Genomic DNA, 13,025 nt, shown 5'->3' on the forward strand with positions numbered 1-13,025 from the left:
GGTTGTGCGGTGGGTATTGCAGTTGGTCGGATGGCGCCCGCAGGCCTGGCCCCATCGCCGGCAAGCCAGCTCCCACAGGATGCGCACAAGGCCTGAGGCTGGCGCTGTACCTGTGGGAGCTGGCTTGCCGGCGATGAGGCCAGTAGCTGTTACTCAAGCACCCGGGGTGAAATGCTTCTGCGCAGTCCCGCGGGCAATCAGCCGCGACAGGTAGTCGAGCTTCTGGGCGTCCTGGTCGACGAACTTGAACGTCAGCTGCAGCCAGTCACTGTCGGGCCTGGGCTCCAGTGCCGCGACGGCATGCAGGTAGCCGTTCAGGCGTGCGACTTCGGCTTTCTCGCCCTGCTCCAGGTCCAGTACCGCGCCTTCCAGCACCTGTGGCAGCGCTTCGCTGCGGCGCACCACCAGCAGCGCCTCTTTCAGGCTCAACGCCTTGATCACGCACGGCTGCATGCCGCTGGCCAGCCGCAGTTGGCCCTGACCACGGCCGGTCGGCGTGGCAGCCGCTGGCGTGGGTGCACTGACGAGCGGCTTGGCCGGAGCCGGGGCCGCTGCGGGAGCCGTGACCTTGGCCACTTCCGGCTTGCCGGCGGTCAGCGCGTTCAGTGAATCGTTGGCGAACGCCGCGTTGACTCGCGCCGGGCCAATGGCCATCAGGCTGTCGAGCTTGCCGATCTTGGCCAAGGCCTTTTTCACCTTGGTCAGCAGTTGCTCGTTGGTGAAGGGTTTGCCGACAAAATCGGAAACGCCCGCCTGGATCGCCTGGATGACGTTTTCCTTGTCGCCACGGCTGGTCACCATGATGAACTGCAGGTTTTTCAACGCAGGCTGCTGACGGCACCAGGTGAGCAGCTCCAGGCCGGACATTTCCGGCATCTCCCAGTCGCACAGGACCAGGTCGAACGCTTCCTTGCCCAGCATGACCATGGCCTTGCGACCATTGACCGCGTCGTCGATGGCCATGCCCGGGAAGGCATTGCGCAGGCACTTGCGGACCAGGTCACGGATGAACGGGGCGTCATCCACGACCAGCACATTCACTTTACTCATCGATACTCCTTCTGAATCCCGACTAGCCTACCGCCAAATAATGGCCATTTGCTACAACCTGGGTCACGCCGGGACTTCTTCACATCGTTCGCGGGTGCCTGCCGGCTCCTCGACCGCAAACGAAAACGCCCGGCCAAGGCCGGGCGTCGATGCTCGGGAGCAACCTTACTTATCGTCAGGTTCAGCCGGAACATTAGCGTTTTCGCCCTCGACGACAGCAGTACCCTGCACTTCTGCAGTCATGCGCTTGAGGCCCATGTGACGGACGTCGGTGCCGCGCACCAGGTAGATCACCAGTTCGGAGATGTTGCGTGCGTGGTCACCGATACGCTCCAGCGAACGCAGAACCCAGATGACGCTCAGTACCCGCGAGATCGAGCGCGGGTCTTCCATCATGTAGGTCACCAGCTCACGCAGGGCGGTCTTGTACTCGCGGTCGATGGTCTTGTCGTACTGGGCCACCGACAGCGCCAGCTCGGCATCGAAGCGGGCAAAGGCGTCCAGCGCGTCGCGGACCATGTTACGCACCTGGTCGCCGATATGGCGCACTTCCACGTAGCCGCGCGGCGACTCGCCTTCTTCGCACAGCTGGATGGCCCGGCGGGCGATCTTGGTCGATTCGTCGCCGATGCGCTCCAGGTCGATCACCGACTTGGAGATGCTGATGATCAGGCGCAGGTCGGAGGCCGCCGGCTGGCGACGGGCGAGGATGCGTACGCACTCCTCGTCGATGTTGCGCTCCATCTGGTTGATCTGCTCGTCGACCTCGCGCACTTGCTGGGCCAGGCCCGAATCGGCCTCGATCAGCGCGGTGACCGCGTCGTTGACCTGCTTCTCGACCAGGCCGCCCATGGCCAGCAGGTGGCTGCGCACCTCTTCGAGCTCGGCGTTGAACTGCTGGGAAATGTGATGTGTAAGGCTGTCTTTGTTGATCATCGTTTTGTCCTTTGGTAGCGCGGCCCTGTAGGAGCGGGTTTACCCGCGAACACCGGCGAAGCCGGTGCCAGGCATCGAGCCGCCTGCTTCGCGGGTAAACCCGCTCCTACAGGGGCCAGGTGCTCATCACGAGCGGCGCTTAACCGTAGCGACCGGTGATGTAGTCTTCGGTCTGCTTCTTCGCCGGGTTGGTGAACAGGGTGTCGGTATCGCCGAATTCGACCAGTTTGCCCATGTACATGAACGCGGTGTAGTCCGAAACGCGGGCCGCCTGTTGCATGTTGTGGGTCACGATGACGATGGTGTACTTGGATTTCAGTTCGTAGATCAGCTCTTCGACCTTCAGCGTCGAGATCGGGTCCAGCGCCGAGCACGGTTCGTCGAGCAACAACACCTCCGGCTCCACTGCGATGGTGCGGGCGATGACCAGACGCTGCTGCTGGCCACCGGACAGGCCCAGTGCCGAGTCGTGCAGACGGTCCTTGACCTCATCCCACAGGGCCGCGCCCTTCAGCGCCCATTCAACGGCCTCATCAAGCACGCGCTTCTTGTTGATGCCCTGGATGCGCAGGCCGTACACCACGTTCTCGTAGATGGTCTTGGGGAACGGGTTGGGCTTCTGGAACACCATGCCGACACGGCGGCGCAGCTCGGCGACGTCTTCGCCCTTGCGGTAGATGTTGTTGCCGTACAGGTTGATGGCGCCTTCCACGCGGCAGCCATCGACCAGGTCGTTCATGCGGTTGAAGGTGCGCAGCAGGGTCGACTTGCCGCAACCGGACGGGCCGATGAAGGCGGTCACGCGCTGCTTGGGGATGTTCATCTGCACGTCGTACAGCGCTTGTTTGTCGCCGTAGAAAAGGCTCAGGCCAGGTACTTCGATGGCCACGGTTTCTTCGGCCAGGCGCAGGCTCTGCTTGTTGCGGCCCAGGGCAGACATGTCGATGCCGTGGGTATGGGAATCTTGCTGCATGGTCTCACTCCGTTTGTAGCTGCGAGCTTGAGGCTGCAAGCTGCAAGTTAGGGCAAAGCGGCAATCTGCTTGGAGCTTGCCGCTTGTGACTTAAAGCTTCAATCAGCTGTCGAGGGCCTTGTACTTCTCGCGCAGGTGGTTGCGGATCCACACTGCCGAGAGGTTGAGGGCGGCGATCACCAGCACCAGCAGCAACGCCGTGGCGTATACCAGCGGCCGCGCAGCCTCGACGTTCGGGCTCTGGAAGCCGACGTCATAGATGTGGAAGCCCAGGTGCATGATCTTCTGGTCCAGGTGCAGGTACGGGTAGTTACCGTCCACCGGCAGCGACGGCGCCAGTTTCACCACACCCACCAGCATCAGCGGCGCCACTTCACCGGCGGCGCGGGCCACGGCGAGGATCATGCCGGTCATCATGGCCGGGCTGGCCATTGGCAGGACGATCTTCCACAGCGTCTCGGCCTTGGTCGCGCCCAGGGCCAGCGAGCCTTCGCGCACAGTGCGCGGGATACGCGCCAGGCCTTCCTCGGTGGCCACGATCACCACCGGCACGGCCAGCAGCGCCAGGGTCAGCGACGCCCACAGCAGGCCCGGGGTACCCAGGGTCGGCGCCGGCAGCGCTTCGGGGAAGAACAGGCGGTCGATCGAGCCACCCAGCACGTAGACGAAGAAGCCCAGGCCAAACACACCGTAGACGATCGCCGGCACGCCAGCCAGGTTGTTCACCGCAATGCGGATCAGGCGGGTCACCGCGCCCTGCCTGGCGTATTCGCGCAGGTAGATGGCGGCCAGCACACCGAAAGGGGTGACGATCACGGCCATGATCAGGGTCATCATCACGGTACCGAAGATGGCCGGGAAGATACCGCCCTCGGTGTTGGCTTCACGCGGGTCGTCGCTGAGGAATTCCCAGACCTTGGCGAAGTAGGTACCCAGCTTGGTGAAGCCGGACATGCCGTTCGGCTGGATGGCGTGGACCACCTTGCTCAGGTTGATTTCCACTTCGCGGCCGTTGCCATCGCGGGCCACCAGGCTATCGCGGGCGAAGGCCTGGTGCAGGCCGGCCAGGCGCTCTTCGATGGCCTTGTAGCGGCTGTTCAGCTCGGCGCGGTCGGCGTCCATGTCGGCCTGGGCGGTGGCGTCCAGCTTGCCGTCCAGCTCCAGCTTGCGGGCATGCAGGCGCAGGCGCTCGAGGCCATGGTTGATGGCACCAATGTCCTTCTTCTCCAGCTGCTGCAGCTCGCCATTGAGCTGGTTGGCGCGCTTGAGGCGGGTTTGCAGCTCCTTCCAGGCGCCAGGGCCCTCGGCTACCACGCGGCCTTCTTCCTTCACACTGACCAGGTAGCCGTAGAAATTGCCCCACTCGCGGCGCTCCAGGGCAATCAGGTCGGCCGGGCGCTGCTCGTCGACCAGCCAGTCGCCGACCACCCAGGTGAAGTCGCTGCCGTTGAGGTCGCGGTTACCCACCTTGACCAGCTCGCGGGTCATGAACTCCGGGCCTTGGTCAGGCACCGGCAGGCCGGCGCCCTTCAGGCGGGCACGGGGTACTTCTTCCTTTTGCACCACTTCGCCAATGACGACGTGGTCGGCCTGGCCTGGCACCTTGTAGGTGGCCTGGATCAGATCGGCCGGCCAGAAGTGGCCCAGGCCACGCACGGCGATCACCGCCAGCAGGCCAACGGTCATGATCACCGCCATGGCCACCGCGCCGCCGCTCATCCAGACGCCTGGGGCGCCGCTCTTGAACCAGCCTTTGAGGGAATCCTTTTTCACGGATCGCTACCTTTCTATCAAAGCGACGAGTATTTCTTGCGCAGACGCTGGCGAATCAGCTCGGCCAAGGTGTTCATGACGAAGGTGAACATCAGCAGCACCAGCGCGGCCAGGAACAGCACGCGATAGTGGCTGCCGCCGACTTCCGATTCCGGCATTTCCACGGCCACGTTGGCGGCCAGGGTGCGCATGCCCTCGAACAGGTTCAGCTCCATCACCGGGGTGTTGCCGGTGGCCATCAGCACGATCATGGTCTCGCCCACCGCACGGCCCATGCCGATCATGAGCGCCGAGAAGATACCCGGGCTGGCGGTGAGGATGACCACGCGGGTCAGGGTCTGCCAGGGTGTGGCGCCCAGGGCCAGGGAGCCCAGGGTCAGGCTGCGTGGCACGCTGAACACGGCGTCCTCGGCAATGGAGTAGATGTTGGGGATGACCGCGAAGCCCATGGCGATACCCACTACCAGGGCGTTGCGCTGGTCGTAGGTGATCCCCAGGTCGTTGGTGATCCACAGGCGCATGTCGCCGCCGAAGAACCAGCTTTCCAGGTGCGGGCTCATGGTCAGGGCGAACCAGCCGGTGAACAGGATCACCGGGATCAGGATCGCCGCTTCCCAGCCATCCGGAATGCGCAGGCGGATCGACTCCGGCAGGCGGCTCCAGGCGAAGCCGGCCAGCAGGATGCCGATCGGCATCAGCAAGAACAGGCTGAACACACCCGGCAGGTGGCCTTCCAGGTAAGGGGCCAGGAACAGGCCGGCGAAGAAGCCGAGGATCACCGTCGGCATCGCTTCCATCAGTTCGATCACCGGCTTGACCTTGCGGCGCATGCCCGGGGCCATGAAGTAGGCGGTGTAGATGGCCGCGGCGATGGCCAGCGGGGCCGCCAGGATCATCGCGTAGAACGCGGCCTTCAGGGTCCCGAAGGTCAGCGGCGACAGGCTCAGCTTGGGCTCGAAGTCAGTGTTCGAAGCGGTCGATTGCCAGACGTATTTCGGCTCGTCGTAGTTCTCGTACCAGACCTTGCCCCATAGCGCGCTGAAGGAAACTTCCGGGTGCGGGTTGCGCAGGCTCAGGCGCAGGAGCTTGCCGCCCTCTTCGATCATGATGCGGTTGGCACGCGGTGACAGGGCCAGGATGCCTGGGCCTTCAGCGACCGGCTCGACCAGCAGGGTGCGATGCGCGGTGCTGTGGAACACGCCCAGCTTGCCTTCGGCATCCAGGGCGATGAAGCCCTTGCGGCGCTCTTCGGCATCGATCTGCACGATCGGCGCCTTGCCCATCTGGAAGGTGCGGATCTGCTTGAAACGCGATTCGCCGTCCGGGTCGCGGGCCATGAACCACTGGGCCAGGCCGCCCTTGGAGTCACCGATGATCAGCGAGATGCCACCCACCAGCTGGGCCGTGGCGGTAATTTCGGTTTCGGCGCTTTCAGCCAGCTTGTAGCGGCCGTTGAGGCGCTTGTCACGCAGGCTGAACACGTCGGCGGTGGCGCGGCCGTTGATCACGTAAAGCCACTGCTGGCGCGGGTCGATGAAGATGTTCTTCACCGCTTCGGTCATCTGCGGCAGTTCGATGCGGTTCTGCTCGGTGGTGACCTCTTCGGTCATCATGTTTTCCGTGCGGGTCAGCTCGAGCACCTGCAGGTGTGCACCGGTGGAACCGGCCAGCACCAGGGTGTCGCCGTTGACGTTGACACTGACATGCTCCAGTGCACGGCCCTGGTCATCGAGCACGAACGGCTGCTCGCCGTACGGATAGTCGAGGCCGGGGGTGATGGTTTTCTTGTTGTCCGGGTAGGTGATCTTGTAGGTGTGGTGGAACACCAGCGCCTGGCCATTGGACAAGCCCAGCACCACCAGCGGGCTACCCGGCTGGTCGGTACTGATCGACGTGACGTGCGTGTCTGCTGGCAGTGGCAGAGCGACACGCTTGAGCTCGTTACCAGTCTTGGTATCGAAGAACAGCGCCTGGCCCTGATCCGAAACGCGCATGCCCACCAAGTTCTGCTCTTCCAGCGCGATCAACAGCGGCTTGCCGGCATCCTGCTGCAGCCAGGTCGGCTCCAGGGGCTTCCTGCTGCTCAGCTCGGCGCCCTGGAACAATGGCAGCACCACATAGGCCAGGTAGAAGAAGATCAGGGTGATCGCCGCCAACACGGCAAGCCCGCCCACCAGTACATACCAGCGGGTCAGGCGGTCCTTGAGGGCGCGCATGCGGCGCTTGCGTTGCAACTCCGGCGTATTGAAATCAATGCGCTCGGGCTGGGAATTTTGGGGCATTGTGGAATTGGCCAGATCATTCATGCGCACACCCTAGCGGTCCCGTATGACAAAAACATTACAAAATGGTGACGCACGAAAGCCCGCCGCACAGGAAGCCTGGCTTCGGACTGAAAATTCGTGGAAGAGGTCGGGCAACTGCACCGACCTCCCCTTCAGTTACTCACTGCTTTGCGACGTTACCGGCGTGGGACAGGCCCAGGTCAGCCAGGGTCTTGTCGACGACTTTGGCCGGCAGCGGGATGTAGCCATCCTTCACCACGACCTGCTGGCCAGCTTGCGACAGCACCAGCTTGACGAACTCGGCTTCCAGCGGGGCCAGAGGCTTGTTCGGCGCCTTGTTGACGTAGACATACAGGAAGCGCGACAGCGGGTAGGTACCGTTCAGGGCGTTGGCTTCATTGTCTTCGACGAACTCGCCGCCTTCTTTCTTGGCCAGGGCTACGGTCTTGACGCTGGCTGTCTTGTAGCCGATGCCCGAGTAGCCGATGCCGTTCAGCGAGGAGCTGATCGACTGCACGACCGAAGCCGAGCCAGGCTGTTCGTTGACGTTAGGCTTGAAGTCGCCTTTGCACAGGGCTTCTTCCTTGAAGTAGCCGTAGGTACCCGATACCGAGTTGCGGCCGAACAGCTGCACCGGCTTGTTGGCCAGGTCGCCGGTCACGCCCAGGTCACCCCAGGTCTTGACATCGGCTTTGGCACCGCACAGGCGGGTGGAGGAGAAGATGGCGTCGACCTGGGCCATGGTCAGGCCTTTGATCGGGTTGTCCTTGTGCACGAACACGGCCAGGGCGTCGACAGCGACCGGGATGGCGGTCGGCTTGTAGCCGTACTTCTGCTCGAAGGCCTGCAGCTCGACGTCCTTCATCTTGCGGCTCATCGGGCCGAGGTTGGCGGTGCCTTCGGTCAGCGCGGGTGGCGCGGTGGAGGAGCCGGCAGCCTGGATCTGGATGTTTACGTTCGGATATTCCTTCTTGTAGGCCTCGGCCCACAGAGTCATCAGGTTCGCGAGGGTGTCGGAACCTACGCTGGAGAGGTTGCCCGAAACACCGGTGGTCTTGGTGTAGGTCGGGATCGCAGGGTCGACGGCGGCTACCGCGTTGGCGGTTGCAACGCCAGCGGCGGCAAAGGTGAGGGCCGCCATCAAACGCTTCAGTTTCATGCCTTGCTCCTAGCAGGAATATTGGGGTGTTGGATGGAACGGGCCCAAGTATCTGCAGGCCGCATGAATACGATATGACCTAATTGTGACAAATGGATGAAAGGCCATCACCGGTTGTTCGGGATGGCCTGTGCATATATTGATGTAAAGAAGCGGCGAGCTAAAGCTCCCGGCGGTCCCTGAACATGATGTAGACGGGGCTCAGGCCAGAGTCATGTGGAAATACCACGATGTAGTCATCGAACTTGACCTGCGCCAAGTTGGCAAAGCGCTCGATCAGCGGTACCGGGGGCATGCGCAAGAATCCGATGCTGGGAGGGCTGGAAAGGTCGCGGCGAGCATAGGGAGCGCTGCCCGTCTGCCACTGCACTGTCACAGGCGCTGCACCCTCGCTGGTGTATAGGAAGGCCTGCCGTGAGGCATCCCAGCGAGCCGCCCGAACCCGTACGCGCGAGGGGACGACCTTGCCTTGCGTCGCGGTCATGACCACATGTGAGTAGCGCGTGAAAGGCTTGACCCCTGTGGAGGTGCCAGTAGTGGCGCCGCGCACGGTGGAACAAAGACGCACAGGTAAATCCACTTCACCACGCTCCGCAGCCAGCTCGGCCCAGTCCGTCCGCTCACTCTCAAGCATTTCACCCAGCGGCACCGTAACGGCAAAGCGCGGATCGTCACTGGGGATACTCAATACGAACTCGACTACATCCGCATAGGTGCCGGGGTGATCGCCTTGCAGCGATGCTGCCTGCCAATCCAGCTCAGCAACTGCGGAACGGAAGGTCTTGATCAGATGATGCTGCTGGCTGGCTACTTCACGGCTCAAGCCTTGCGCTGTGAGCAACGCGGGATGCAGGCTTGCTGCATGGGCTGCTGCCTTTAATGTCAAAGACCCATAGCCCGGGCCAGTCGCCGTGGCCTTCGCCAACTGGGCAATACGCGATTCCAGGCTTTCGATCAGCTTCACGCCGCGGGCGTACAAGGCGGGTTGACGCGCCTGTGTCGAAGCCAAGGCCGCCGCATGACGCTGGCTGCCGGCAGTAATTTCACGCAGCACGACGGCTTGGATCGCAGCATTAAGAAACGGGCTGGTGGCATCTCGCTTGGCGCCATCAAGGGCGAATTTGACGGGCATCTGCAAACGCTTGAGCTGGTCGAAGGCGGCCTTGGCTTGATGCTGGGCAAGTTCCAGGGTGCGCAAAGCGGCGAGGCTTGCTGCCAGTTGCTGCGCAGGGGTGCCGACGGCTGGGGCGCGGGCCAATTGCTGTTCCAAAGCGGTAAGCTTCAGTTTGCCCTGCTGCTCGGCAGTCTGGATCTCAGCGGCCAGTTTTCGCACTTTTTCCAGATTGCGGTTGGAGGACTGGCTGGCTCGCTGCGCGGGGGTCAGCGTTTGGCGAACGGGCGGTGGTTGCAAGGTCTGGCCTTTGAACGCCGCCCGGCCTTTTTGCTGATGCCAGGACTTTATCGTAGCAACTATGTGCTCCGGGGAGTTGATGCTGCCGGTTTCGTCAGCGTTTGAGTAGAACAGGAGATCGCTGCCGGCGGGATGGCCGATTATCTGGTCGAAATGGGCGATGAGTGAGTTGTGTTCAAACCTGTTGCTTTCGAGATTCCAGATATTTTGGATGAGCAATAAGAATGATTGCTCACTGTAGTCTTGCAATCGTTTTTCAAGCTTCATTTTCCTTAGCCCTCAAGACAACTCCAGAAACTTTTAAATCAACATTATATTGATACACCAACTCGGCATTCTCAAACCCCCGAGAGGAAAGCTCGTAAACATCCCATCCACCTGTCTTACCTATGGGTTGCGGCATCGCCACAGGACCGCGCGAGGTAGAAGGATTTCCCCATGTCGCCCGAGCAGCTTCTTTATCCAAACAACCATAGGGTTTCGAAAGAATCGCCTTAAATTCTGGCTCAAGCTCAACGCGCCTGATAAGTGTCACAATCACTGCTTGCAATATTCTAGTATCAGTATCGAATTCAAAGCTAACCCCAGGCTCCGGCTCGATGTACAACTCCGTTGCTCCAGAATAGAGTTTTATGAAAGGAAGGCCCGGATCAAGCCCAAGACCAAGTAATGCGGCGTGAGTTTCACCCAGGGATTTTAACCACAGCTCGACGTCTACAATTCTTGTCATAATCACACCATTTCAATGAATTTTTTGAGCAAATCGGTAAGCTCCGCCTTGATTCCTTCAACTCGCTCAGGCAGAAGACCTGGCCTTAGCGCCTCAACGTTGCTTCGCACAGCCTCAAAAAGGTCCGCAGCGTCTAGTGCTTGCTTTGCTCTGGTGTTGCGCCCTCCATATGTCTCACTGTACTTCCTGTGAACATGTGTTGGTATAACAACAGCAGGGGCTCGCCTCATGTACGCTCTGATTTGATAGGGTGACAAATTTGGAAAGTTTACTTTAAGCCAAAGCTTTATCGCCCCTTGAGCAGGTATATGATCGACATCCATATCGTCTCTTATACTTCTGCGGTCCAAATTACCATAAATTCCAGTTTCGTTCTCTTCTGCTGGCTCGTTATTAACCAGGCCTGGGGCTGGTAGATCGTCCTCGCCACCAAACCCAGGAATTATGGCCCCAGTCTCACCCGGATTCTCACCCGGAAGTATTTCAAGACTTGGCCCCACAGGATCGGTGGGTGCCCCTGGCAGAATACCCGGGAGTGGCGGCACTTCCGGCAAGTGCGTCGGACCGAGGAGTTCCGTGCCAGGTGCCGCCAACGGTGTCCAGGTGCGCGGCGGTTCGCCTTGAACGATGGCAGGGTCAAGGTAAAGCGCCACACTGGATGCGAACCAGGGCTTGAACGGTTGGACAACCGTCAATACACCTTGAGTGTTGCTGGGCTTGTGGATTCTCAGCTGATCCAGATCGTAGAGCCCGGAGCCAACCCCAGCAGTTGCCACATGGCGCAGTTCGAACTCGCGCCGCGCCCCATTCCAGCTCGCTTTCGGTGCCACAGGCGGAAAACCGCTGAGGATGCGCCTCTGATTCAGTTCGTCGAACTGATCGAGCAACCCCAGATCCGCTGCGATAGCCCGCCACACCGCACTTTCGAAAGCCGGCATGCCAGTGAACAAACGGCCGCGCAGTTGGGCACCGACCTGGGCAGGTACTGCCACGCCGGATGGGGTTCCGCTGGTAGACCACCAGTTGGCAGCAGCCACCTGACCTTTGCCGCTGACAATTCCGGTACCCGCAGGAGAAACCGCGAAAGAGAAATATTGAGGTGGTTGGCCAGGCACACAGACAATGCAGTCATCGAAGCGAAGGTCCACACCTGCACCGACGATGGCCGCTTCGGGAGCCAGCGCCAGCACCCTGCCGCTGGGTGGGCTACTTGCTGATACAGCCGCTTCGCCGAGCACGATGGTTTTGCCGGTGGGCGTCTCGGCCTCGACCCGGTAGGTATCGGTCAAGGGGTCAAGAACGGCATTCCTTACCCGTACTTCGGACGCGATTCCGGCTCCCGTGGAAGCCACCGTTATCGCACTGCCACCCGGCAGATGCTCGATTCGGATGCGATTACTAAGGCGGGCCGAACCACCAGCATTGGCAATGGCCTGCAGATCCTGCCCAGCCTCTACGCCCAGCAGATCAGCACGTACCCCCAAACCTTCGAGATGCCGCCTGCGCTGGGCTTCGGTCAACTCGCCATTAGCCAGCGTCGGCGAGTACAGCATGGCCGTTGCCGAAAGGCTGACAGCCTGCCCCGCACGAATCGCCGCGACCCTCAGCACCTCCTTCGCCGCATTGGCGATTGCCTGCTCCAAGGCCGCAGCCACATCCGCCGCAACCTGCGCGCCAGCCTGGCTGAGCAACACACCACCGGCCTGTGCAGCGGCAACAGGTGCCGTAAGCGTGGAGGCCGCCTTTAACCGGTGCAGGCGCCGGTCTTCATCCGCCTGTTGCTTGTAACGAATCCGCGCTTCGCGCTGTTCAGCGTATTGGCGCTGTTGTTCCCAGCGTGCCTCTCGAGCCCTCCACAACTGCTCCTGTGTGGCATGTTCCACCCGTAACGCGGCCGAGCGCTCTGACAATTGCCTGATGGCCTCTTGCAGCAACCGGGCTTCGTGGGATGCCAGATAGGCTGCTTCCCAGTCGCGATGCAGTTGCTGCATCTGCGCTGCGGTCGCCAGGCCTGAAAGCCGCGCGGCATAGGCGTCCGCGCTTGCACCTGGGCCAGCGAAAGCAGCCGCTCGGGCCTGATACTCGGCCAGCGCGCCTTTTTTTGCGGCAATAAGCCCTTCTGTCTCGTTCCGCGCCTTGGTGATCTGGTAGAGCTGCCAGCGTTCGCTGCCGTCATATACAGGACGCTTGCGCGCCGCAGTGATTTCATCCTGAAGCGCTTTTGCCAAGCCTTTGGACTGCTGAGCGAAGTGAGCATCAAGCTGCGCACGTCGGCCCTCTCGCGCCTGGCCGTAAGTAGCAACCCGCTGGCGATGCGCTATCGCCAATGCCTCGGCACGAGCCGCCGCAGCAGCAGCCTGGCGTGCCTGGTCCTCGGCCTTCGCCCGGGCGAGCGCAGCAGCGCGAGCTCTCGCCCGCTTTTTCCGACGACGTCGGCTGGAGCCTCCAAAGCCTCCGCCGAATCCACCGCCGCCACCAATACTGAAGAAACCTCCGCCACCACCGCTTGAACCAGAAGAGCCCGGGGTGATGACAACCTCACCTGTCGAATTGTCGTTGAATGTATTTTGAGCCATACAGAGTCTCCTTATCTGCATGGCCGATAGTTGTGAAAAAGCCGAGTGAGGCTGCGTTACATATTTATCGAGATTTACCTAACACACTTCCCCTCTATATATTCACTCAAATTAAAACAAGAACACTCCTAC

General features: G+C 61.3%; 9 protein-coding genes. All 9 read right to left on the reverse strand.

The genetic code is table 11. The features are described from left to right. Positions 1-153: 153 nt before the first annotated feature. A complete protein-coding gene (locus TZ03_RS06120; RefSeq protein WP_051096458.1) occupies positions 154-1,050 on the reverse strand; it encodes a response regulator in 897 nt (298 codons plus the stop codon). A 165-nt stretch (positions 1,051-1,215) separates the two neighbouring features. Next, positions 1,216-1,986, reverse strand: a complete 771-nt coding sequence (gene phoU / locus TZ03_RS06125) for a phosphate signaling complex protein PhoU (protein WP_051096459.1) — start codon at positions 1,984-1,986, stop codon at positions 1,216-1,218. Between the two features lie 139 nt (positions 1,987-2,125). Then, positions 2,126-2,959, reverse strand: a complete 834-nt coding sequence (gene pstB / locus TZ03_RS06130) for a phosphate ABC transporter ATP-binding protein PstB (protein WP_051096460.1) — start codon at positions 2,957-2,959, stop codon at positions 2,126-2,128. A 102-nt stretch (positions 2,960-3,061) separates the two neighbouring features. Continuing rightward, entirely contained in the window at positions 3,062-4,678 is a 1,617-nt protein-coding gene (gene pstA / locus TZ03_RS06135; protein WP_177328442.1) for a phosphate ABC transporter permease PstA, read from the reverse strand. 71 nt (positions 4,679-4,749) lie between these two features. After that, positions 4,750-7,038: an ABC transporter permease subunit gene (locus TZ03_RS06140; protein WP_051096462.1), complete on the reverse strand. Its 2,289-nt coding sequence runs from the start codon at positions 7,036-7,038 to the stop codon at positions 4,750-4,752. A 139-nt stretch (positions 7,039-7,177) separates the two neighbouring features. Further along, positions 7,178-8,176: a phosphate ABC transporter substrate-binding protein PstS gene (locus TZ03_RS06145; RefSeq protein ID WP_051096463.1), complete on the reverse strand. Its 999-nt coding sequence runs from the start codon at positions 8,174-8,176 to the stop codon at positions 7,178-7,180. 160 nt (positions 8,177-8,336) lie between these two features. Continuing rightward, positions 8,337-9,854 (reverse strand): S-type pyocin domain-containing protein, encoded by a 1,518-nt coding sequence (locus TZ03_RS06150; protein WP_051096464.1) that lies wholly within the window; start codon positions 9,852-9,854, stop codon positions 8,337-8,339. Beyond that, positions 9,844-10,317: a hypothetical protein gene (locus TZ03_RS29810; protein ID WP_152645380.1), complete on the reverse strand. Its 474-nt coding sequence runs from the start codon at positions 10,315-10,317 to the stop codon at positions 9,844-9,846. The genes TZ03_RS06150 and TZ03_RS29810 overlap by 11 nt, the downstream gene beginning before the upstream one ends. A gap of 2 nt (positions 10,318-10,319) precedes the next feature. After that, positions 10,320-12,893 (reverse strand): S-type pyocin domain-containing protein, encoded by a 2,574-nt coding sequence (locus TZ03_RS06155; RefSeq protein WP_051096465.1) that lies wholly within the window; start codon positions 12,891-12,893, stop codon positions 10,320-10,322. Positions 12,894-13,025: the final 132 nt, after the last annotated feature.

Source organism: Pseudomonas sp. 10-1B (genome assembly GCF_000935045.1).
Taxonomy (GTDB): domain Bacteria; phylum Pseudomonadota; class Gammaproteobacteria; order Pseudomonadales; family Pseudomonadaceae; genus Aquipseudomonas.

Bases quoted from the DNA above. Each gene is read 5' to 3' on its own strand.
- TZ03_RS06120 (WP_051096458.1), bottom strand. From the start codon at position 1,050: ATGAGTAAAGTGAATGTGCTGGTCGTGGATGACGCCCCGTTCATCCGT.
- phoU (WP_051096459.1), bottom strand. From the start codon at position 1,986: ATGATCAACAAAGACAGCCTTACACATCACATTTCCCAGCAGTTCAAC.
- pstB (WP_051096460.1), bottom strand. From the start codon at position 2,959: ATGCAGCAAGATTCCCATACCCACGGCATCGACATGTCTGCCCTGGGC.
- pstA (WP_177328442.1), bottom strand. From the start codon at position 4,678: ATGAGCGGCGGCGCGGTGGCCATGGCGGTGATCATGACCGTTGGCCTG.
- TZ03_RS06140 (WP_051096462.1), bottom strand. From the start codon at position 7,038: ATGAATGATCTGGCCAATTCCACAATGCCCCAAAATTCCCAGCCCGAG.
- TZ03_RS06145 (WP_051096463.1), bottom strand. From the start codon at position 8,176: ATGAAACTGAAGCGTTTGATGGCGGCCCTCACCTTTGCCGCCGCTGGC.
- TZ03_RS06150 (WP_051096464.1), bottom strand. From the start codon at position 9,854: ATGAAGCTTGAAAAACGATTGCAAGACTACAGTGAGCAATCATTCTTA.
- TZ03_RS29810 (WP_152645380.1), bottom strand. From the start codon at position 10,317: ATGACAAGAATTGTAGACGTCGAGCTGTGGTTAAAATCCCTGGGTGAA.
- TZ03_RS06155 (WP_051096465.1), bottom strand. From the start codon at position 12,893: ATGGCTCAAAATACATTCAACGACAATTCGACAGGTGAGGTTGTCATC.